The sequence below is a fragment of the Lentzea sp. genome, from assembly GCF_036380075.1.
Lineage (GTDB): Bacteria > Actinomycetota > Actinomycetes > Mycobacteriales > Pseudonocardiaceae > Lentzea.
Genome location: NZ_DASVFL010000331.1, coordinates 1 through 21,208, shown reverse-complemented (window position 1 = coordinate 21,208; position 21,208 = coordinate 1). Strand labels below are relative to the sequence as shown.

Annotated in this window: 20 protein-coding genes and 1 riboswitch; of the genes, 7 read left to right on the top strand and 13 right to left on the bottom strand. The window is 70.0% G+C overall.

Going from position 1 to position 21,208, the window contains the following annotated elements:
- Positions 1-118: 118 nt before the first annotated feature.
- The 5 genes from VF330_RS35100 to VF330_RS35080 are packed head-to-tail and all read right to left on the bottom strand — an operon-like array spanning position 119 to position 6,380.
- Positions 119-3,871, bottom strand: a complete 3,753-nt coding sequence (locus VF330_RS35100) for an ABC transporter ATP-binding protein (RefSeq protein WP_330856035.1) — start codon at positions 3,869-3,871, stop codon at positions 119-121.
- A 26-nt stretch (positions 3,872-3,897) separates the two neighbouring features.
- Positions 3,898-4,773: a hypothetical protein gene (locus VF330_RS35095; protein WP_330856034.1), complete on the bottom strand. Its 876-nt coding sequence runs from the start codon at positions 4,771-4,773 to the stop codon at positions 3,898-3,900.
- A complete protein-coding gene (locus VF330_RS35090; protein WP_330856033.1) occupies positions 4,773-5,726 on the bottom strand; it encodes an ABC transporter ATP-binding protein in 954 nt (317 codons plus the stop codon). Before VF330_RS35090 ends, VF330_RS35095 begins: the two co-directional genes overlap by 1 nt.
- 22 nt (positions 5,727-5,748) lie before the next feature.
- Positions 5,749-6,198 carry a hypothetical protein gene (locus VF330_RS35085; RefSeq protein WP_330856032.1) on the bottom strand — a complete coding sequence of 150 codons (450 nt, stop codon included), beginning with the start codon at positions 6,196-6,198 and terminating at the stop codon, positions 5,749-5,751.
- Complete coding sequence (locus VF330_RS35080; protein ID WP_045312139.1) at positions 6,198-6,380, bottom strand: hypothetical protein; 183 nt, start codon at positions 6,378-6,380, stop codon at positions 6,198-6,200. Before VF330_RS35080 ends, VF330_RS35085 begins: the two co-directional genes overlap by 1 nt.
- 363 nt (positions 6,381-6,743) lie before the next feature.
- Here VF330_RS35080 and VF330_RS35075 point away from each other — a divergent pair, with 363 nt between their 5' ends.
- On the top strand, positions 6,744-8,192 hold the full coding sequence (locus VF330_RS35075) for an MFS transporter (protein ID WP_330856031.1): 1,449 nt from the start codon (positions 6,744-6,746) through the stop codon (positions 8,190-8,192).
- A gap of 9 nt (positions 8,193-8,201) precedes the next feature.
- Positions 8,202-8,882, top strand: a complete 681-nt coding sequence (locus tag VF330_RS35070; protein WP_330856030.1) for a TetR/AcrR family transcriptional regulator — start codon at positions 8,202-8,204, stop codon at positions 8,880-8,882.
- A gap of 55 nt (positions 8,883-8,937) precedes the next feature.
- Here VF330_RS35070 and ald read toward each other — a convergent pair whose 3' ends face one another.
- Positions 8,938-10,050, bottom strand: coding sequence for an alanine dehydrogenase (gene ald, locus VF330_RS35065; protein WP_330856029.1), 1,113 nt, complete (start codon positions 10,048-10,050; stop codon positions 8,938-8,940).
- A 225-nt stretch (positions 10,051-10,275) separates the two neighbouring features.
- Positions 10,276-10,368, top strand: a riboswitch (glycine riboswitch).
- A gap of 65 nt (positions 10,369-10,433) precedes the next feature.
- On the opposite strand from ald, the gene gcvH reads away from it, so the two are divergent.
- Positions 10,434-10,817, top strand: a complete 384-nt coding sequence (gcvH, locus tag VF330_RS35060) for a glycine cleavage system protein GcvH (protein WP_330856028.1) — start codon at positions 10,434-10,436, stop codon at positions 10,815-10,817.
- A 43-nt stretch (positions 10,818-10,860) separates the two neighbouring features.
- A complete protein-coding gene (locus VF330_RS35055; protein ID WP_330856027.1) occupies positions 10,861-12,225 on the top strand; it encodes an L-serine ammonia-lyase in 1,365 nt (454 codons plus the stop codon).
- 13 nt (positions 12,226-12,238) lie between these two features.
- Here the strand turns inward: VF330_RS35055 and VF330_RS35050 are convergent, their stop codons facing one another.
- Both VF330_RS35050 and VF330_RS35045 read right to left on the bottom strand, forming a co-directional pair.
- Positions 12,239-12,592, bottom strand: a complete 354-nt coding sequence (locus VF330_RS35050) for a helix-turn-helix domain-containing protein (RefSeq protein WP_330856026.1) — start codon at positions 12,590-12,592, stop codon at positions 12,239-12,241.
- 82 nt (positions 12,593-12,674) lie between these two features.
- Positions 12,675-13,325 (bottom strand): VTT domain-containing protein, encoded by a 651-nt coding sequence (locus VF330_RS35045; RefSeq protein WP_330856025.1) that lies wholly within the window; start codon positions 13,323-13,325, stop codon positions 12,675-12,677.
- Positions 13,326-13,396: 71 nt separating this feature from the next.
- Here VF330_RS35045 and VF330_RS35040 point away from each other — a divergent pair, with 71 nt between their 5' ends.
- Positions 13,397-13,801 (top strand): hypothetical protein, encoded by a 405-nt coding sequence (locus VF330_RS35040; RefSeq protein WP_330856024.1) that lies wholly within the window; start codon positions 13,397-13,399, stop codon positions 13,799-13,801.
- Positions 13,802-13,822: 21 nt separating this feature from the next.
- Here the strand turns inward: VF330_RS35040 and VF330_RS35035 are convergent, their stop codons facing one another.
- From VF330_RS35035 to VF330_RS35025, 3 genes are all read right to left on the bottom strand, one after another.
- Entirely contained in the window at positions 13,823-15,700 is a 1,878-nt protein-coding gene (locus VF330_RS35035) for an ABC1 kinase family protein (RefSeq protein WP_330856023.1), read from the bottom strand.
- Positions 15,701-15,805: 105 nt separating this feature from the next.
- Entirely contained in the window at positions 15,806-16,189 is a 384-nt protein-coding gene (locus VF330_RS35030; RefSeq protein WP_330856022.1) for an SSI family serine proteinase inhibitor, read from the bottom strand.
- A gap of 87 nt (positions 16,190-16,276) precedes the next feature.
- Positions 16,277-17,146: an SGNH/GDSL hydrolase family protein gene (locus tag VF330_RS35025; protein WP_330856021.1), complete on the bottom strand. Its 870-nt coding sequence runs from the start codon at positions 17,144-17,146 to the stop codon at positions 16,277-16,279.
- 86 nt (positions 17,147-17,232) lie between these two features.
- Between VF330_RS35025 and VF330_RS35020 the strand changes: the two genes are divergently transcribed.
- Positions 17,233-18,510: an MFS transporter gene (locus tag VF330_RS35020; RefSeq protein WP_330856020.1), complete on the top strand. Its 1,278-nt coding sequence runs from the start codon at positions 17,233-17,235 to the stop codon at positions 18,508-18,510.
- On the opposite strand, the gene VF330_RS35015 is transcribed toward VF330_RS35020, so the two are convergent.
- On the bottom strand, positions 18,442-19,293 hold the full coding sequence (locus VF330_RS35015; RefSeq protein WP_330856019.1) for a hypothetical protein: 852 nt from the start codon (positions 19,291-19,293) through the stop codon (positions 18,442-18,444). The genes VF330_RS35020 and VF330_RS35015 overlap by 69 nt on opposite strands.
- Positions 19,290-20,237 (bottom strand): SPFH domain-containing protein, encoded by a 948-nt coding sequence (locus VF330_RS35010; RefSeq protein WP_330856018.1) that lies wholly within the window; start codon positions 20,235-20,237, stop codon positions 19,290-19,292. Before VF330_RS35010 ends, VF330_RS35015 begins: the two co-directional genes overlap by 4 nt.
- A 67-nt stretch (positions 20,238-20,304) precedes the next feature.
- Between VF330_RS35010 and VF330_RS35005 the strand changes: the two genes are divergently transcribed.
- Entirely contained in the window at positions 20,305-20,994 is a 690-nt protein-coding gene (locus VF330_RS35005) for an NUDIX hydrolase (protein WP_330856017.1), read from the top strand.
- The last annotated feature ends 214 nt before the right edge of the window (positions 20,995-21,208 follow it).

Genomic DNA, 21,208 nt, shown 5'->3' with positions numbered 1-21,208 from the left:
ACGGGTGGGTTCACCGGCTCTAATCGGCGTCAGGGGTGACTGCTCGCCTTCGGCGTCGCTTGGAAGTGCGGGGGTTTACACGGCTCGCCTTCGGCTTCGCGTGGTCCCTGGGCTGCTGCTAGGCGGCCTCTGTGGTGCCGTGGCGCCACAGGCGGGCGTAGGTGCCGTTGGCTGCCAAGAGGTCGGTGTGGGTGCCCTGTTCGACTATGTGGCCGTTGGCCAGGACGATGATCCGGTCGGCGCGTGCGGCTGTGGCCAGGCGGTGGGCTACCACGAAGGTGGTTCGGGCGCCCGCTAAGTGGTCGCTGGCTGCCAGGACGGCTGATTCGGTGGCTGGGTCCAGGGCTGCTGTGGCTTCGTCCAGGAGCAGGATGTCCGGGTTCACCAGTTCTGCTCTGGCCAGGGCCACCAGTTGGCGTTGGCCTGCTGAGAGTTGGTTGCCGCGTTCGCCCACCGGTTGGCGGAAACCGTTGTGGAGGGTGGCGACCATGGGGAGGGCGCCTACGGCTTCTACTGCCCGCTGGATTTCTTCTTCTGTGGCTTCTGGGCGGCCGTAGGCGACGTTGTCGGCTATGTCGCCGCCGAAGAGGTGGGCTTCTTGGGGGACCACGCCCAGGCGTTGGCGGTAGGCGGAGAGGTCGTAGGAGCGGATGTCGACGTCGTCCACTGCCACTGTGCCTGTGGTGGCGTCGTAGAAGCGGGCGATCAGTTTGACCAAAGTGGACTTGCCTGCGCCTGTTTCGCCCACCAGGGCGACGGTTTCGCCTGGGCTGACGTGCAGGGTGACGTCGGCCAGGGCCGGTTGGTCGGCTCCTGTGTAGGTGAAGGAGACGTTGCGGAGGTCCACCTCGCCCCGCAGGCGGGGTGGGACCGGGACCGGGGACTTCGGCGGTTCCACCGTGCTGGGGGTGCGGAGGAGGTCGCCGATGCGGCGCAGGCCCACCCTTGCCTGCTGGTAGCCGTCGAAGACGCCGGAGAGTTGCTGGATCGGGCTGAAGAACAGGCCCAGGTACAGCAGGAACGCCAGCAGGATGCCGGGGGTGAGGGTGCCCGTCGCCACGCGGTGGGCGCCGACTGCCAGGACGACGGCTTGGGCCACGCCCGAAAGCATTGCCACGAACGGGAAGTACGTGGCGATGTAGCGCTGGGCCCTCAGGCGGGAGCGGCGGTAGGCGTCGCTGCGGGCGGCGAAGGCCTCCGCTGAGCGGCGTTCCCTCGTGTAGGCCTGGGAGACGCGCAGGCCCGAGACGTTCTCCTGGAGGTCGGCGTTCACCGCGCTCACGCGTTCCCTGGCCTCCGCGTAGGCGGTGGAGGAGAGGCGCTGGAAAACCACCGTGGCGAGCACCAGGACCGGGACCACCGACAGGGCGATCAGGGCCAGCGAGGCGTCGGTGAAGACCAGGGCCGCGGTGATGCCCACGACCGTGACCAGGCTGATGACGGCGGTGACCAGGCCGGTCTGGAGGAACGTCGACAGGGCGTCGACGTCCGTCGTCATCCTCGTCATGATGCGGCCGGCCATCTCGCGCTCGTAGTACTCGAGGCCGAGGCGTTGCAGGTGGGCGTAGCTGCGGACGCGGAGCAGGTAGAGCAGGCGCTCGCCCAGGCGTGCGGCGTAGACGGTGCTGCCCGCCGTCGTGAGCCAGCCGATCGCGACCAGGCCGATGCCGAGGCCCACGGCCAGCCACAGCGACGACTGGGTGCCCGTCGTGACGCCGCCGTCCACGCCCAGGCGCACCAGGGCCGGCAGGCCCATGCCCACCAGGGCGTCGAGCACGACCAGGGCGGCCACGCCGGCCAGGGCCCAGCGGACCGGGCGCAGCAGGCGTGCCAGGCGGAAGCCCGGATCGGGGGCGCGCGGGTCCTCGCCGTGCAGGACCGGGGACTCGGTCGCCGGCGGGAGTGCGCGGACCTGGGCCAGCAGTTCGGCCGTGGGCGGGCCGCCGGCCAGTGCGGCCATGCCACCGCCCATGCCTCCGCCACCGCCGCCTCCTGCGCCGCGGCGACCGGCCGAGGCGGAGGAAGCGGGCGTGGAGGTCTTGGCCTCGTCGATCAGGCGCTGGTCCAGGTCGTCCTGCGACAGCGCGGGCCACAGCTCGCCGGTGCGGGCGGGCGGCGTCGACTCGATCGCCTCGCCGGGGCCCGCCAGCAGGTCGCGGTAGAGGGCGCAGCGGGAGGTGAGCTCCTCGTGCGTGCCGATGTCGACCACGCGGCCCGCGTCGAGGACCGCGATCCGGTCGGCCAGCGAGAGGGTCGACCGGCGGTGGGCCACCAGCAGCGTCGTGCGGTTCGCCGTCACCGAGGCCAGCGTCGCGTGGATCGCCGCCTCCGTCGCGTTGTCGACCGCCGACGTCGCGTCGTCCAGCACCAGGATGCGCGGGTCGGACAGCAGGGCGCGGGCCAGGGCGACGCGCTGGCGCTGCCCGCCGGACAGCGTGAGGCCGCGTTCGCCGACCACCGTGTCGTAGCCGAGCGGCAGGGCCTGGATGAAGTCGTGGGCCTCGGCTGCCTTGGCGGCGCGTTCGACCTCCTCGCGGGAGGCGTCGGGGCTGCCGTAGGCGATGTTCGCGAACACGCTGTCGGAGAAGAGGAACGCCTCCTCGAACACCACGCCCACCGCGCCGCGCAACGACTCCAGCCGCAACGTGCGCACGTCCGCCCCGCCGACCCGCACGGAACCCGAGTGCACGTCGTAGAACCGCGGCAGCAGCAACGACACCGTCGACTTGCCCGACCCCGCCGTGCCGACCAGCGCCAGCGTCTCGCCCGGCTCCACGGAGATCGAGAAGTCGCGCAGCACCGGCTCGCTGCGGGCGTAGCCGAACGTCACGCCGGAGAACGAGACCCCGAGCGGTCCGGACGGCACCTTACCGGGGCCGTCCGTCACGTCCGGCTGCGAGTCGATCAGCTCGTACACCCGCTCCACGCCGGCACGGGCCAGCTGCGCCGACACCATCAGGCTCGACAGCAACCGCGTCGGCCCCACGAGGTTCGCCACGTACGTCGTGAACGCCAGGAACGTGCCCAGCGTGACCTGGCCGTGCAACGCCAGCCAGCCGCCCAGCCCGAGCACCGCGACCTGGCCGATCAACGGCAGCGCCGTCACGGTCGCGAGGGGCGTCGACGACAGCTTTGCCGCGCGCATCCGTTCCGCGAACAGCGACTTGGCGTGCTTCTCCAGCCGCGCGACCTCGCGCGCCTCCTGGCCGAAACCCTTCACCACGCGGACGCCGGTGACGGTCTCCTCGACGTGCTGCGCCAGGTCGGCCGCCCGCTGCTGCGCGGACCACGTGGCGGGGAACAACGTGAGCCGGGTGCGGCCCGCCAGCCACGCCACCAGCGGCAGCACGACCACCGCTATGATCGTCAGCGGCACCGACAGGTAGATCATCGCGGCCAGCGCGGCCACCGCGAACACGATCGTGCCGACCGCCAGCGGCGCCATCATCAGCAACGACTGCACCAGCTGCAGGTCGGTGATCGACCGCGACACGATCTGCCCGGTGCGCAGCTCGTCCTGCTTGGCCCCGTCGAGCCGCTGCACGGCCGAGAACACGCCGAGCCGCAGGTCGTGCTGCACGCCCAGCGCGAGCCGCCCGCCCAGATATCGGCGCAGGAACGCCGACCCGAACGTGAGCACCTCGAGCACGACCAACGCCACCATCAGCGGCCACAGGCGGTCCGTGCGGCCCACCGTCGAGTCGTCGATCGCGGTCTTGAGCAGCAACGGCCCCGCCGCTTGGAGACCCACGCCGACGACCGCGGCGACCACCGACAGCACCACCAGTCGGGGGTGCTGCCAGCACGCTGCGGTCAGTCGGCGGATCCAGCCCTTCGTCACGGAACCCACAGTACGTCTGGGGTCCGACATAAAAGTGTGACGTCAGGAACCGCAGGTCAGGTGATGTCCTTGCTCGTCATCCTGGCCCAGCCGCCACCGAACGCGGCGACCACCCACGCGAGGAAGATCAGGCCCGACAGCCACCACGCCTGCGCACCGCCGGCGCCCGCGATGACCCGCAGCCAGTAGACGCCCTCCTCCGGCACGACCCCGGCCTTGGCCAGGAACAGGTCGACCGCGACCGTGCCGGTGAGCCCGTCCACCGACCCGTTCGGCAGGAACCCGATGACCGTCTCCGGCGTGCCCGAGAGCCGCAGCCCGAACTGGAGCACGTTCTCGACCACCAGGAAGTACATGATCAGCAGGACGACGACGCCGGCGGAGTTGGACACCAGCGCGCCGACGCCGACGCCGAACATCGTCATGAGGATCGACGCCAGCACGCAGACCAGGGCCAGCATGGCCCAGCCGCCCGCGTCGGGCATCTGGCCGGTCTTGCTGGTGACGACGACGCCGAGAGCGGTGGACCCGATGATCGCCAGCCCGTAGATCGCGCCCCACAGCGCGTAGACCAGCAGCTTGGCTGACATGGCGTGCACGCGCGACGGCGCCGTCAGGAACGTCGTCGTGATGGTGCGGGTGCCGACCTCGTTGGCGATGGCCAGCGCGCCGAAGACCAACGGGAACAGCGTGGCGAGGTTGATCGTCCGCCCGATGCCGAGCAGGGCGAACTTCCACTGGTCCGGGGTCACGCCGAGGGCGTCGGAGAGCTGCTCGGCCTCGGAGCTCGAGAAGACCTCGACGAACGACTGGCCGAACAGGCCGGACAGCAGACCGCCGCCCAGCGCGATCAGCACGGTCGGGATCAGGAGCGCCCACCACAGCGACGTCGTCGTGGTCTTGCGGAGCTCGGCTTGCACGAGGCTGCCCATCAGGCCCACCCACCCTGCTGCTGGTACGGAGAGACCGGGGCCTGGCCGGCGTACTGACCGCTGGTGAGCCGGAAGAAGATCTGTTCCAGGTCGGCCTGCTCCTCCTGGATCCCGTAGATCGACACGCCCGCGCGCAACGCGACGTCCGCGACGTGCCGGGTGTCCACACCGGACACGGCGAGCCGCCCGTCGGGGAGCTGTTCGAGCGCCTGCACACCCTCCGCCTGCAACGCGGTCGCGAGCGCGCCGACGTCCGACGGCTGCACGAACACGCGGCGCTGCTGCTGCCGGCGCAGGTGCTCCAGCGGCCCGTAGTACATGGTCTGCCCGCGCGAGACGATCACGACCTGGTCGACGGTCTGCTCGACCTCGGCCAGCAGGTGGCTGGAAATCAGCACGGTGCGGCCCATCCGCGCGAACGACTGGAGGAAGTTGCGCAGCCAGGCGATGCCCTCGGGGTCGAGGCCGTTCGCCGGCTCGTCGAGGACCAGCACCTGCGGGTCGCCGAGCAGCGCGGTGGCCACCGCCAGCCGCTGCTTCATGCCCAGCGAGAACCCGCCGGCCGCGCGATCGGCGGCGCTGCCCAGGCCGACCAGGCCCAGCACCTGGTCGGCCTGCGCGTCCGGGACGCCGATGGCGGCCGCGTAGACGCGGAGGTGGTTGCGCGCCGTCCTGTTCGGGTGGAACCCCTGTGCCTCCAGCACCGCGCCCACCACCCGGCCGGGCTGGCCGAGCTGGTGAAACGGTCGTCCGTTGATCGTCGCCGTGCCGCTCGTGGGCTTCACCAGACCCAGCAGCATCCGCAGGGTCGTCGTCTTCCCGGCGCCGTTCGGGCCGAGGAAGCCCGTCACGCTGCCGGGTGACACGGTGAAGCTCAGGTTCTGCACCGCGGTCACCGGACCGAACTGCTTGGTCAGGTTCTGGACCGCGATGAGGCCGCTGCCGTCATGCATGCGGCCCATCCTGCCTGACTCGTCAGTCCGGCAAGGCGTGCTTGGGACGGGACACGACGGGAGCGCGGTGCACCACCCGCGGATCACCGGCCAAGATCGGCAGCTCGGTGGTCATCTCCGCAGGCCCCTCGGGCGGCGCCTGCGCCGGGATGTCGACAACGCCCGACCGGGTGAACGGGTTGCGCAACGGCCTGCGCCGTTCGCGGTGCAGCACCCCTTCGCCGATCAGGTGCTGGTGCGCCGTGTTCCAGACCTGGCACGGCCACCGGCGGCGCCGCAACCAGCCGGGACACGCCCTGCACCGGCCGTCTTCGTCCGGTTGGTGCACCGTGAGCAGCAGGCGCCAGCCGTCCGCGAGGCGGTGGATCTCCGCGCGGGCCAGCGGGACCAGCGCCTCCGCCCCGCCCCGTTCGGCCGCTTCGTCGAGCAGCGCCAAGCGTTGCAGCACCGCGTCGCGCAGGATCTCGTCCATCACATCTTCGCCGTCGCCTGGTCGAGCAAAGAGCCCAGCCGACGCGTCTGGGTGGCGGACATCACAGCCGTCTCGCCCGGCGGGGTGACCAGCAGGACCCGGTCGTTCTCGACCAGAACGGTCATCGACCTGTCGCGACCGAACGGGTCGTGGCAGTGGATCCATCCCTGTGGTTCAGCCATGGAATCTCCTATCGAGGGACACCCGACTCCGTCTTCATCGGCCGTCGCCCCTGCTCGCCGCACCGCGCGCCCGGGAATTCACTCGTTTGCTGGACGGGCCCGACACGGGCAGTGGTCCAGTCGGGGAAACTTTTCCGTCGCGTTTGGGCGGGGGTGCTGGGCGCGCCGCGCCTGCGCCCGCTATATTTGGTGACGGCGGCCCCGCTCCCAGTGACCCCCAGGCTGGTTGAGCGCGGCCGCCCTTTATTTTCCTCAGCACCTTCTGAGCTCTTCAGCCTTTCTCGGCATGCCCCGCCCGAAAATCCTCTTGCGCCCGAGGCTCTCGTACGCTGTAAGTTGCTCGTACACCGTAAGGGGGACGAGATGACTTCGACGACCGAGGAGGTCGGGGTGCGCCCGCACCCGCAGCGCTGGGCCGTGCTCGGCGTGCTGTGCCTGTCCGTGATGGTCGTGGTGCTGGACAACACCGTGCTGAACGTGGCGATCCCGTCGATCTCCACCGGTCTGCAGGCCGGCACCGCGGACATCCAGTGGATGATCAACGCCTACTCGCTCGCGCTGGCGGGCCTGCTGCTCACGACCGGTTCACTGAGCGACCGGTTCGGCCGCAAGAAGGCGCTGCTGGCCGGGTTGCTGCTGTTCGGCGCCGGCAGTGCGGTGGCGGCCTACGCGGGGTCGTCCGAGGCGTTGATCGCGGCCCGCGGCTTCATGGGCATCGGCGCCGCCGTGCTGATGCCGGGCACGCTGGCCGTGCTCATGCAGTTGTTCGACGACAAGGAACGTCCCAAGGCGATCGGTGTCTGGGCCGCCGTCACGAGCCTCGGGTTCGCGGCGGGACCGGTGATCGGCGGCGCGCTGATCAAGCACTTCTGGTGGGGCTCGGTGTTCCTGGTCAACGTGCCGGTGGCGGTGCTCGCGATCGCGGCCGTCGCGTTCCTGGTGCCGGAGTCCAGGGACCCGACCGTCCGCAAGCCGGACGTGATCGGCTCGATCCTGTCGATCATCGGCATGGTCGCGCTGGTGTACGCGGTGATCTCGGTGCCGGAGCACGGGTTCGGCTCGCCGGAGTTCGGCGTGCCCGTGGCCGTCGGGCTGGTGGCCATGACGGGATTCGCGTTGTGGGAACGGCACACCACCGACCCGATGCTCGACCTCGGGTTCTTCGCCGACCGCCGCTTCACCGGCGCGGTGGCGTCCGGTGTGCTGGCGGCGTTCGGCATGGCGGGCTCGCTCTTCCTGCTGACGCAACACCTCCAGGGCGTGCTCGGCTACAGCCCGCTGGAGGCCGGTGTCCGGGTGGCGCCGATGGCGATCGCGCTGCTCGTCACCAGCAACACGCTGGGACAGCTGGTGATCCGGCTGGGCGCCGGCCGGGCGATGCTGCTCGGCATGACGGTCGTCGCGGGCGGCGTGGCGCTGCTGTCGGTCGGCACGACCTACCCGCCGACGCTGGCCGGACTGGTCCTCATCGGCGTCGGAGTCGGTGTGTCCCAACCGGTCGCGGTCAACGCCCTGATGGGGTCGATCCCGCCGGAACGCGCCGGCATCGCGTCCGGGCTGTCGGGCACGCTGACGGAGCTCGGGTCGTCGTTCGGCATCGCCGTGCTGGGCGCGCTGCTGTCGGCGCGGTTCGCGGCCTCGCTGCCGGACGGCGTTCCCGGCCGGTCCCTGAGCGAGGCCCTGCACAGCGGCGCTGACGTCACCGTCGTGCGCGAGGCGTTCTCGAACGGCATGAGCGTCAGCCTGGTGATCGGTGCCGTCGCGGTGTTCCTGGGAGGTGTGGTGGCCAGCGTTCTGCTCAGGCGTGCCTAGGATCGTGACGTGGAGAGCGTGTGGTTCAGCAAGCCCAGGCCCAGCGGCGGCGGGCCCCTCGGCCTGAGCCGGGAGGTCGTCGTCCGCAAGGCGATGGAGATGCTGGACGAACACGGTCTGCAGAAGCTGTCCATGCGCAAGCTCGCCGCGGAACTGGGCGCGGCACCGATGTCGCTCTACTGGCACGTCCCGACGAAGGACGCGTTGATCGAGCTGTGCCTCGACGAGGTGTACGGCGAGTTCCCGCTGCCCAGCCCCGATGACGACTGGGAGACCGCGGTGCGCGGGATGATGCACGCGATGCGTCAGATCGCGCACCGCCACCCCTGGTGGGTCAAGAACATCGGGGAGTTCAACAGCATCGGCCCCAAGGCGGTGGCGATGTCCGACGCGATGTTCGGGCCCATGCTGAGGGCCGGTCTGTCGCTGGCCGCGGCGGCGCAGTCGATCTCGACGGTGTCGAGCTTCACCACCGGCTACGTGGTCGCCGAGGTCAACTTCATCGGTCGCGGCGGCATGGACTCGCCGCCGCCCGACCTGCGCAAGATCGCCGACATGTACCGGGAGAAGCACCCCAACTACGTCAGGATGCTCGACGAGCAGGAGATCTGGTCGCTGGAGGGCCAGTTCGAGTTCGGGCTGGACTGCGTGATCGACGGCATCAAGGCGCGCGTCAAAGCCCTGAGATAGGCGAAACCCCCGCAGCGATTCACGCGTGCGGGGGCCTCATTCATTCAGATGGTCTTCAGATGACGGACTCCAGCGGCGTGTGCGCGAGGCCGGTCGCCTCGGCCACCGGGCCGTTCGTCAGCTTGCCCGCGTGGACGTTGAGGCCCAGGGCGAGCGAACGGTCGTCCTTCAGCGCCTTCTCCCAGCCCTTGTCGGCCAGCGCGACGGCGTAGGGCAGCGTCACGTTGGTCAGCGCGTAGGTCGAGGTGCGCGGGACGGCGCCCGGCATGTTCGCGACGCAGTAGAACACCGAGTTGTGGACCTCGTAGGTCGGCTCGGCGTGCGTGGTGGCGCGGGAGTCCTCGAAGCAGCCGCCCTGGTCGATCGCGATGTCGACGAGCACCGAGCCCGGCTTCATCTGGGCGACCAGCGTGTTCGAGACGAGCTTCGGGGCCGCGGCGCCCGGCACCAGCACGGCGCCGATGACCAGGTCGGCCTCGCGGACGGCCTGCTCGACGGAGAACGCGTTGGACGCGAGCGTGCGCAGGCGGCCCTGGAACTGCGCGTCGATCTGGCGCAGGCGGTCGACGTTGGTGTCGAGGATCTCCACGTCCGCGCCCATGCCGGCGGCGATGGTGGCGGCGTTGACGCCCGCCACGCCGCCGCCGATGACGACCACGCGGGCCGGGGCGACACCGGGGACGCCGCCGGGCAGCACGCCGCGGCCGCCGGAGGGCTTCATCAGCGCGAACGCGCCGACCTGCGGGGCGAGCCTGCCCGCGACCTCGGACATCGGGGCGAGCAGCGGCAGCGCGCGGTTCGGCAGCTGCACGGTCTCGTAGGCGACGGCCGTGGTGCCGGACGCGAGCAGCGCCTCGGTCAGCGGCTTGTCGGCGGCGAGGTGGAGGTAGGTGAAGAGGGTCTGTCCGGCACGCAGGCGCGGGTACTCCTCGGCGATCGGCTCCTTGACCTTGAGGACCAGGTCGCCCTCCGCCCACACGTCGTCGGCGGTCGCGAGGACCTTGGCGCCCGCGGCGAGGTACTCCTCGTCCGTGATCGCGGAGCCCAGGCCGGCGCCCTGCTCGACGAACACGTCGTGGCCGCGGCTGGTCAGCTCGTGTGCACCGGCAGGGGTGAGAGCGACGCGGTACTCGTGGTTCTTGATCTCGCGAGGAACTGCGATCCGCACGATGACTCCTCCGTTCGGTGGCCGACATCTCACAATGTGGGGCAGTGGGAAGGTCATGTCACTGTGCTGATCGCACTATCAGCCACCTGTGTGGTTGTTCATCTAGGACAGAGCGACTCGGTTTGCGCTCGCGTGTGACTCGACCCGTTCGCGTTGACACCCGGCGGGGGCCGCACATAGCGTTCGCCCCCGAGAACTGAAGACCGGCCGCGGCGCGTCAGCGCCAGAACCCGAGTGGGAGAGACCTCGACGACGGAGTCGGGGCGCCGAAGGGGCAAGCTCCCGCACACTCTCAGGCAGCAAGACCACTCGGAGTAGGCAACTCTGCACGGCGGAGGGGGCGCAAGTGTGTCCTTGACCCGTCATCAGCCAGAGGAGTCGCCGTGCAGTTCCCCGAGAACCTGCTCTACACCACCGAGCACGAGTGGGTCGACTGGACGCCGGGCACCCAGGACCCGCTGACCTGCGGAATCACCGAGTACGCGGCGGACGCCCTCGGCGACATCGTCTTCGTCCAGCTGCCCGAGGTCGGCGCGAAGGTCGTCACGAACGCCGTGTGCGGTGAGCTCGAGTCCACCAAGTCCGTCAGCGACCTGTTCTCGCCCGTCACCGGTGAGGTGATCGAGGTCAACGGCGCCGTCGTCGACGACCCGGCGATCGTCAACAACGACCCGTACGGCGAGGGCTGGCTGTTCAAGGTCCGCGTCGAGTCGGCGGAGAACCTGCTCACGGCGGCCAAGTACGCCGAGCTCATCAAGTCCGACTGACATGTCCCGGACTGACCGCTCCACCACCACGAAGGACTGATCAGTGGCGATCAGCGTTTTCGACCTGTTCTCCGTCGGCATCGGGCCGTCCAGCTCCCACACCGTCGGCCCGATGCGCGCGGCGGCGATGTTCGTCGACAAGCTCGGCGAGCGCCTGTCCGAAGTGGACGGCGTGCACGTCGAGCTGTTCGGCTCGCTCGGCGCGACCGGCCACGGGCACGGCAGCCCCAAGGCCGTGTTCCTCGGCCTGGAGGGCAACCTCCCCGAGGAGGTCGACCCGGCGGCCGCAGCCGGCCGCGTCGAGGAGATCGTCGCGAGTGGACGGTTGCGGCTCGGCGGCTCGCACGAGATCTCGTTCCGGCACGACCGGGACCTGGTCATGCACCGCCGCAAGTCGCTTCCGCTGCACCCCAACGGGATGAGCTTCGAGGCGTTCAGCGGCGGGGTGTCCGTCGAGCACGCCGTCTACTACTCGATCGGCGGCGGGTTCGTCGTCGACGAGAACGCCTCGGGCACCGACCGGATCAAGCCGGACACCACGCCGTTGCCGCACCCGTTCCTGACCGGCGACGAGCTGCTCGCGCGCTGCCGCGAGACGGGCCTGTCGATCAGCGAGATCATGATGGCCAACGAGCTGTCGTGGCGGACCGAGGCCGAGGTGCGGTCGGGGCTGCTGCACATCTGGCACGTCATGCAGGAGTGCGTGGAACGCGGCTGCACCGAGCACGGCGTGCTGCCCGGCGGCCTGAAGGTCCGCCGCCGTGCCGCCGAGATGCGCAAACGGCTGGAGGGCGAGCACTTCGTCACCGACCCGCTGCGCGTCATGGACTGGGTCACGCTCTTCGCGCTGGCGGTCAACGAGGAGAACGCGGCGGGCGGCCGGGTCGTCACCGCGCCGACCAACGGCGCGGCCGGCATCGTCCCGGCGGTCCTGCACTACTACACGAGGTTCGTGCCGGGGGCCAACGACGACGGCGTGGTCCGGTTCCTGCTGACCGCGGGCGCGATCGGCGTGCTGTTCAAGGAGAACGCGTCGATCTCCGGCGCCGAGGTCGGGTGCCAGGGCGAGGTCGGCTCCGCCTGCTCGATGGCGGCCGGCGGCCTCGCCGAGGTCCTGGGCGGCACCCCGGAGCAGGTCGAGAACGCGGCCGAGATCGCCATGGAGCACAACCTGGGCCTGACCTGCGACCCGATCGGCGGCCTGGTGCAGATCCCGTGCATCGAACGCAACGCCGTCGCGTCGATCAAGGCCATCACGGCGGTGCGGATGGCGTTGCGCGGCGACGGCTCGCACTTCGTGTCGCTCGACAAGGTCATCAAGACCATGCGCGACACCGGCAAGGACATGTCGGTGAAGTACAAGGAGACGGCCCGCGGCGGGCTCGCCGTGAACGTCATCGAGTGCTGAGCCGCACCGGGGCTCAGCGGGCGTCGTAGGCCTTCTGCGCTTCCAGCACCTCGGGCATCCGCGCCTGCAACAACTGGATCAACGACAGCAGCCTCTCCGCCGTCTCGCGCCCGAGCGGCGTGAGGCTGTAGTCGACGCGCGGCGGGTTGGTGGGCTGGGCCTCCCGGTGCACCAGACCGTCGCGTTCGAGGGCCTGCAGGGTCTGCGACAGCATCTTCTCGCTGATCCCGTCGACGCGGCGGCGCAGCTCGTTGAAGCGCAGCGAGCCGTCCAGGAGCGCGCCCACCGTCAGGCCGCCCCACCTGCCGGTGACGTGCTCCAGCAAGGGACGTGACGGGCACGCCTTCGCGAACACGTTGAAGTCCATCCCGGCATCATAGCTGGTCACAGCGCTAACTGATAGTAAGTGTGAGGGTTCTCCGCGTCGGGGAACCCTCACGCGGCGGACTTCACGGGGCCGTCTTCACCAGTCGTCGCAGCAGGTAGAACAGCCCCACGGTGAGCAGGAACCCGACGGCGCTGATCATCACGATCTGTTCGACGGTGTCGGCCTGCGACCCGGCGAACACGTAGGCGGCGCAGATCGGGATGGTGCCGATCAGCGTGAAGAACATGAACTTGCGGAACGACACCCGCGACACCCCCGCGGACACCGACACCGTCTCCGCCATCATCGGGATCCCGCGGGCCACCCCGAAGAACCACGGCCCGAACTGGCGGCCCCACCGCCGCATCTCGGTCAGCTCCTCGATGGTCACCACCCTGCGGACGAGGACGGGGCCCGCGAACCTCCCCAGGGCGTACCCTGCGGCAGAGGAACCCAGGGACCCGACGATCGCGAGTGCCAGCCCGAAGGGCAGGCCGAGTGCCGTTCCCGCCAGCACGATCAGCGGGGTCGACGGCACGGGCAGCAGCACGTCCACGACGAGCAGGGCGAAGATCGCCGCCGCCGCCCACAGGGGGTCGATGCCTCGCACCCACGCCACGACTCCGGCGAAGTCGATGAGGTCGAACGCCTCGAACACGATCCAGCTCAGCAGCACGAAGCCGAGCACGACGGCCGGTATCCACTTCCACCGAACGCCCGTCTCATAACTCATCGGGTGATGGTCGTACACGTCGATGCGCCGGACAATCCGCCAGTGGCGCAGGTTCCGCGAAGGAGACACACATGGGTGACGACCTCGTGCCGTTCCTCGGCCACTGGGTGCTCGATCCGGCGCGTTCCGCGTACACCGGCGGCACCCCTCCCCGCAGCGGTCACTACGACCTCCGCCTCGACGGGGACCGCCTGGTCGTGAGCATCGAGGGCGTGCTCGGCTCCGGCGACCCGATCCGCACCGGGTACACGCTCGACCTCTGGCAGGACACGCCGATGAGCGTCGGCGCGGTCGACCGCGTGCGGACCGTCGTGGAGCCGCGGATGTTCTGCACGATCGCCTACGCGGGCGCGCAAGCGGTTGCGCGGGCGTGGCGGATCCTCGGCAACCTCAACGAGATGACGATCGTCCAGTCCGCACCCGACCACTTCGGCGTCTGGCGCGACGACGTGTCGGTCTACCGCCGGCAGTTTTGAGCAGGCGCAGTTCTAGGCGTCTCACGCACGGGGCCGGAACACGGCGACGACGACGCGCAGGCCCAGCAGGACGCTGATGATCAGCAGGTTGTAACCGAAGACCTGGTAGAGGCCCACGTCGGCGGCGACCTGTGGCCCGCCGGCCGACCCGAGCAGCAGCACCGCCATCACGCCCGCGGTCGCGCCCAGCACCGTCAGCATCACCTGGTGCAGGAGTCCGGTGACGTACGACCTGTCCCGCTCGTCCGCGAACAGCCGCACCGACATGCTCAGCCGGCCCTGCTCGACCGCGCCGGTGATCCGGTCGATCCGCCGCGGCAGCCTGCGCAGCATCGGCAGGACGGCCTGGAGCTCCTCGGTCATCGTCCGCTGGACGGACTCGGGCGTGAGCCGCTCGGAGATCTGCTCGGCCGCGAACGCCCGCGACTCCACGACGATGTTGAAGCCCGGCGACAGCACGCCCAGGGTGCCCTCCAGCGTCGCCAGCGTCCGGAACACCGCGGCGATCTCCGGCGGGACGCTCAGCCCGAACCGCGACACCAGCGCGAACAGGTCACCGAACATCTCGACGTCGGGCCGCATGCCCGCGCCCAGGTGCCGTGCCATGAACTGGCCGAGCGCGCGCTCCAGCCGTTGCTCGTCGATCTCCTCCGGGCGCGAGGTCAGCTCCAGCAACGAGTCGGTCAGCCCGGCGGGGTCGCTCCGGTCGAGGGCGAGCAGCAGCCGTTGCAACGCCGCGCGCAGGCCGGAGTCGATCCGGCCGACCGAGCCGAAGTCGAGCAGGCCGAGCCGCCCGTCGGACAGCAGCAGCACGTTGCCGGGGTGCGGGTCGGCGTGGAAGACGCCGTCGAGCATCACCTGCCGGAGCACGAACCGCAGCAACGTCCGCGCGAGGCCCTCGTCCTCGGCGGCGCCGCGCACGGGCACGCCGTGGAGCCGGTCCATGACGAGGACGCGGGACGTCGACTGGTGGACGTGCGGCAGCCCGACCGAGGAGTCCGACACCGCCGCCACGGCCGCGATGTTGCGCGCCTCGACGCGGAAGTCGAGCTCCTCGCGCAACGCCGCCGCGAACCCGGCCGCCAGGTCGCGCACGCCCAGCGCCGACCCCCACCGCGTGCGCTGCAACGTCTCCGCCAGCCGCGACACGATGTCCAGGTCGCCCTCGGCCACCGCCCGCACGTCCGGCCGCTGCACCTTCACGACGACCTCGGCGCCCGACGCGAGCACCGCCCGGTGCACCTGGGCGATCGAGGCCGCGGCCAGCGGCTGGGGATCGATCTCGCGGAACGCGTCCGGCCCGAGCTCGGTGTCGAGCAACGCGCGGACGTCGTCCCACTGCGCGGGCGGCACCTTGTCCTGCAGCAGGCTCAGCTCGTCGACGAAGTCCTGCGGCAGCAGGTCGGCGCGGGTGGACAGCACCTGGCCGAGCTTCACGAACGTGACGCCCGCGTCCTGCAACGCGAGCCGCAACGACCGCGCCAGTCCCGTGCCGGACCGTTCGCGGCCGCGCAGGTACGGGCCGAGGCCGTGGCGGAAGGCGATCGCGGTGATGCGCGAGTAGCGGCGGGTGCGGGCGATCCGGCGCCGCGCCATGCCCCACCACTCGGTGGGCGGCGGGATCGAGCCGGTCGGCACGACGATCTCGGCGAACGCCAGCAGGCCGATCACGACGAGCAGCGACAGTCCCAGTTGGATGGTCGCGAGCGACGTCGTCGGCGTCGCGGTCGTCTCGCCGAAGAGGCCCGTGGCGATCGACATCGCCAGCAGGCACGCCAGTCCGGTGCGGACGAGCCCGACGCGCAGGCCCAGGATCCGCCGCGCCGCCAGCGACATGCCCAGGACGAGCAGCACGAACGTGACCGGGAAGCCGATCGTGTAGACCAGGAAGTCCCCCATGGACCGCAGCCTAGGTGCACTTCCCTGAGACTTCAGGCGGAACGCCACCGGTGTTCCAGCACGACGGCGGTGTGCTGGAACACCGGTGACGCGGTAGTGGACCGGCTAGAAGTCGAAGACCTTGCCGGTGGCCGCGCGCAGGACGCACGGGTTCGAGTAGGTCTGCTGGAAGTCGATCCGCTTGGTGCCCCACCGGCCGCGCAGCGTGGCCTTGGTCGAGTTCAGCTCCATCGTGCACATCGCGTCGGCCTTGCGCAGCCGGCGGAAGTCGCCCTGGACGGGCATGAGCTGGTCGCACGCCTGCTGGGCGTGGCGGTGCAGCCCGCCCGTGGGCGCGCAGCGCAGCTCGGTGGTGCTGAGCACGCCCATCTGCGGCTGCACCGACAGCACCACGCCGTACTCCGGAACGATGGACGCTGCCTGGGCCGTCGCGGGGAAGAGCGGTGCGGCGAGCGCGAGACAGGCAAAAAGAAGTCGGGTCCTTGCCATGCCACCACCTTGGCGCGGCGAGGACCCGGATCTCCAACCAACTCAGCGGTAACACCGGATCGTGTAAACCGCCGTCACGCCGTGCAACTAGACGCCCGTGAGCGCCGTCCCGGCGAGTGCGCCGGCGACCTGCTTACCCACCGCAGCCATGCCCTTCGCGTTCGGGTGAACCGGGAACGCGAGGCTCGTCGGGATGATGCCCTCGACCCACTTGTCCCACGGCGCCGCGCACGTGTCGCGGCCGAGGCTGATGTCGTAGGGGTTCACGAACGTGGCACCGGCCGCCTGCGCCTGGGTGCCGAGCATTCCGTTGAGCTGCTGCTGGAGGCCGTCGAGGTACGGCACGTCGCCGCGCGAGATCGGCACGACCGGCCAGCAGCCGCCCGACGGCGGCAGGATCCGCAGGTAGCCGACGACGACGATCCTGGCCTTGGGGGAGCGCTGCTTGATGCCGCCGAGGACCTCGGCGACCTTCGGCGCGGTGGCGGCGACGCGCTGGGCGAGCGAGTCGCCGTAGTTCGCCTTGCAGGGCGCGCCGAACGGGTCGGCGACGCTCTTGCCGGCGCAGGTCAGGATGATGTCGGAGAAGCCGATGTCGTTGCCGCCGATGGAGATCGTCACGAGGTCCGTGTCGGCCTTCAGCGCGGAGAACTGCGGCACGGACTGGCCGGGGATGCCGCTCTGCACACCCGCCATGTCCTTTGTCTGCGCACCACCGCAGGAGATGTCCGTGAAGTTCGCGATCCCGAGGCTCTTCGCGAGCACCGACGGGTAGTTCTGCGTGGACTTGAAACAGCTCAGCGGATCCAGCCGCTGCACGGGGATGAACGGCCCGGACACGAACGAATCCCCGAGCGAGACGTAGTTCCGGTACCGCGGGGCGGCGCCGGCGTGCGGCGCCAGCAAGGCCGCGATCATGGCTGTGAGCAGGGAGATGACAGTCACTCGGCGCGTCATTGCTACCTCGTTACTGAGCAGTAGGAACGTAGTCGAAGGGTGACCGGGGCATTGCGCGGTGTCAATCCCTCCACCAGGCTGGAACGATGACGGGGGTCCGGAAGGTCGCGGTGGCGTCGGCGGTCGGCAACACGATCGAGCTCTACGACTTCCTGCTCTACGGCACGGCTTCCGCGCTCGTGTTCGACAAGATCTTCTTCCCGCAGTTCGACTCGCGCGTCGGCGTGCTGCTCGCGTTCGCCACGTTCGGCGCCGGCTTCCTCGCCCGCCCGCTCGGCGGCGCGGTGATCGGCCACCTCGGCGACAGGATCGGCCGGCGCGCGATGCTCGTGGTCACGCTGTCGGTCACCGGCGTGTCGACGGCGTTGATCGGGCTGCTGCCGACCTACGCCCAGGCCGGCATCCTGGCGCCGTTGCTGCTGGTGCTGCTGCGGATCGTGCAGGGCTTCTTCATGGGCGGCGAACAGGGCGGCGCTTCGCTGATGGCGGTCGAGCACGCGCCACCGGGGCGGTGGGGCTGGTACGGCAGCTGGGTGTTCATCGGGTCGCCGGTCGGTCTCGTGCTGGCGAACCTCGCGATGTACGTGTCGTCGCGCGCGTCCGGCCCGGACTTCCTGTCGTGGGGCTGGAGGTTGCCGTTCCTGTTCTCGGTCGTGCTGGTCGGGATCGGGCTCTACATCCGGTTGCGCGTCACGGAAAGCCCGCGGTTCGCGCGGGCCGAGAAGTCGCGGCTGCCGATCGCCGAGGTGCTGCGCGACCGGTGGCGGGTGGTGCTGCTGGGCGCGGGCGTCAACCTCGGGTTCACGATCTTCATCTACGTGCTGAGCGTGTTCATGATCGGCTACGGGCGCACGGCGCTGAAGATCTCCGCGGACGACCTGCTGGTGGCGGTCGTCGTCGGCTCGGCGGCGCAGGTCGTCGCGGTGCCCGCCTTCGGGCTGCTCTCCGACCGGGTCGGGCGGTTCCCGGTGATGTTCGGCGGCGCGATCTTCCAGGCCGCGTTCGCGTTCCCGTTGTTCTGGCTGACGGACTCCGGCTGGTTCACGTTCGCGATGGTGCTCGGGTTCGTGGGCTCCGCGGCGCTGTTCGGCCCGTCGGCCGCCTACTTCGCCGAGCTCTTCCGGACGCGCGTGCGCTACAGCGGGGTGGCGCTGAGCTTCCAGCTCGGTGCCGTGCTGGGCGGCGGGCTGGCGCCGCTGGTGGCGCAGTCGTTGCTGCGCACCGGAACCTGGGCGATCGCGGTGTACCTGGTCGCGGGTGCCGTGCTGTCCGGCGCGTGCCTGCTGGGAATCGGCTCAGCGCACGAGGCGGAGCCGGCGGGCGGCGAGTCCGACGGTCAGTCGCTGGCCCCAGCCGAGGCGTAGCGCGTCGCTTTCGATGCCGTCGCCGAACGCCACCAGGCCGTCGGACTCGACGTCGACGGTCAGCGGCCGGCCGGTGATCTCACCCTCGGTGTGCTCGATACCGGTGCTTGGCGACGGCCACGCCTCGCGGACGAACCACGCGAGCCTGCGTTCGGTCGGGGAGGGCAGCTGGATCGCGCTCCCGCGCTCGCGGTGGGCGGAGCTGCACCAGCCCGTGGCGCCGGTGCCGCTGCCGATCAGGATGCCGGACGACGCCTGGCGCTCGTTCCCGATGCGGTACCGGCTGGTCTGGTGGCCGGGGTGGCCGACGTAGATCTCGTTGAGGGCCAACAGGGTCTGGCCGTCGTCCGACGTCGCCTCGACCATCGTGCGGTCCTCGGTGTCGGCCGTGCTGCGCAGGAGCTCGGCCGCGTCGGACGGGGCGTGCGTCGCCAGCACGCCCCGGTCCGGGTTGATGCCGATCACCGGCTGGCCGTCCAGGTACTTGGCGACGTTGGCCACCAGGCCGTCTTGGCCGACGATGACGACTACGTCTTCGGGCGCGAACAGGAACCGCGACAGGTCTTCCCTCTCGACCACGCCGCGGCGCCAGTCCAGCGGGATCGCGGCGCCGACCTCTCCCAGCGCTGCTCGGGTCTGTTGGTCACGGTCCACCACCTCGTCCAGGGTTCTGCCGCGGGACTTGAGGAAGAACTCGACCTGTCCTCTCGTCCCGTGCCTCGCCAGCAACTCTGTCAGCTCGGTGCGCCGGTGCACCAGCACGATTCTGGGAGCGAGACTCATCGGGCGAGCCTGTTCAGGATGGGCTGGATGAGGTCGGGGGTCAGGGTGATGCTGCCGATCTCCGGGAGGTTGCCGGCCAGTTCCTTCGCGGCCAGCGCGTAGAGGGTGCTCTCGGGGATCTCCCGGTAGGCGTCGAGGCGTGCCTTCTCGCCCGCGGCCTCGGCTTCGGCGAGCCGCTGGATGCCCTCGGCCTTGGCCTCGTTGGCGATCTTGGCCGTCCTGGCGTTGTCCTCGGCCTGCTTGAGCGCGTTGGCGCCGCGCTGGACGACCAGCTGCTCCTCCCTCTTCGCGAGCTCGATCTGGTTCTTCAGCTCGTTCTCGCTGATGGCCCGTTCGCGTTCGACCGCGACGGCCCGGCGTTCGTAGGTGGCCTTGTCGGCCTCCTGCTGGACGCGTTCGCGGATGGTGGTCTGGAGGGCCTTCTCCATGTCGGCGTCCGGGCGGATGGCGACGACGCGGACGTCGATGATCTCCATGCCGATGTGGTCCGCCCGCAGGTTCTCGGCCACCGCCGCCTTGACGCGTTCCACGCCGGTCTTGATCGCCTCCTCCAGGTCCAGGGTGGCGAGGATCTTGAGGGCGTGCTGCTGGGTGCTCTCGGTGAGGGTGTTGGCGATCTGGCTCAACGGGTCCTGGCGCCAGGTGCCGGTGTCCGGGTCGAGGGAGAAGTCGATGCGGTTGGTGGCGGTCTCCGGGTCGGTGCAGCGGTAGGTGACCGTCAGCTGGACCGTCACGTCCTGGTAGTCACGGGTCCTGGCGTGGAAGAGCATCGGCAGTTCGCGGTCGTCCACCGGGACCTCGGAGAGGACGGCGGTCCTGGGGCGGAACCAGAAGCTCTGGCCGGTGCCCTCGTGGACGAGCCTGCCCTTCCTGATGTGTCTGATGTGGACCGTGGGGGCTCCCCTGAGGTGGCGGAAGCCCGGGTACCTGCTGATGTCGGCCATTTGCCTGCTCCTCGTGCGGTCGTCGTCCGGTCGTCGGCGTGCTTGTCGTCGATCTGACGATAAGTCTATGCTTCGCCGGGTGTACTCGCCAAGTGATTTCCCTCCCTTCGCGGTCACGGTCGACCTGGTGGTGCTGACCGTGCGAGCGGACGAGCTCTGTGTGCTGCTGGTTCGGCGGGGGGAGGAGCCGTTCTCGGGGCAGTGGGCGTTGCCTGGGGGGTTCGTCCAGGTGGCCGAGTCGGTCGGGGATGCCGCTGTTCGGGAGCTCGGTGAGGAGACCGGGGTCTCCGGGTTGTTCCTGGAGCAGCTCGGGACCTATGGGGAGCCTGGGCGGGATCCTCGGATGCGGGTCGTCTCTGTTGCTTATCTGGCGTTGGCGGCTGATCTGCCTGTGCCGGTTGCCGGGACTGATGCTGCTGAAGCCGCTTGGGTGCCGGTTGGGGGTGTGTCGTCGCTTGCGTTCGATCACTTCTTGATTTTGAGGGATGGGGTTGAGCGGGCTCGGGCCAAGCTGGAGTACACGCCGTTGGGGGCTGAGTTTTGTCCCGCTGAGTTCACTGTGGCCGAGTTGCGGCGGGTTTATGAGATTGTTTGGGGGGTTTCTTTGGATCCCCGTAATTTTCATCGGAAAGTTACCGGGGTTGAGGGGTTGTTGGTTGCTACTGGGGAGACGACCTCTCGGGATGGGGGGCGGCCTGCTGCTTTGTTTCGGCGTGGGGGTGCTCGGGTGCTTTATCCGCCGTTGGTTCGTCCGTAGGTTTCAAGCGCGGGGCTCCGCCCCGGGCCCCGCCAGCTGATCAAAGACCGGGCCGGCGCCGTTCGTGGGTTGATGGCACGCCTGTTGCGTTGGGCGGCTTGCTGTTGTGTGGGTGGTGCGGTTCGGGTGGGGTGGTCCCGTCACGAACCGGGGCAGAGCGAGCCACACGTGAGGAGGGGTGTCAACTCGACGAAAAGCGTGTCGAGTTGACACC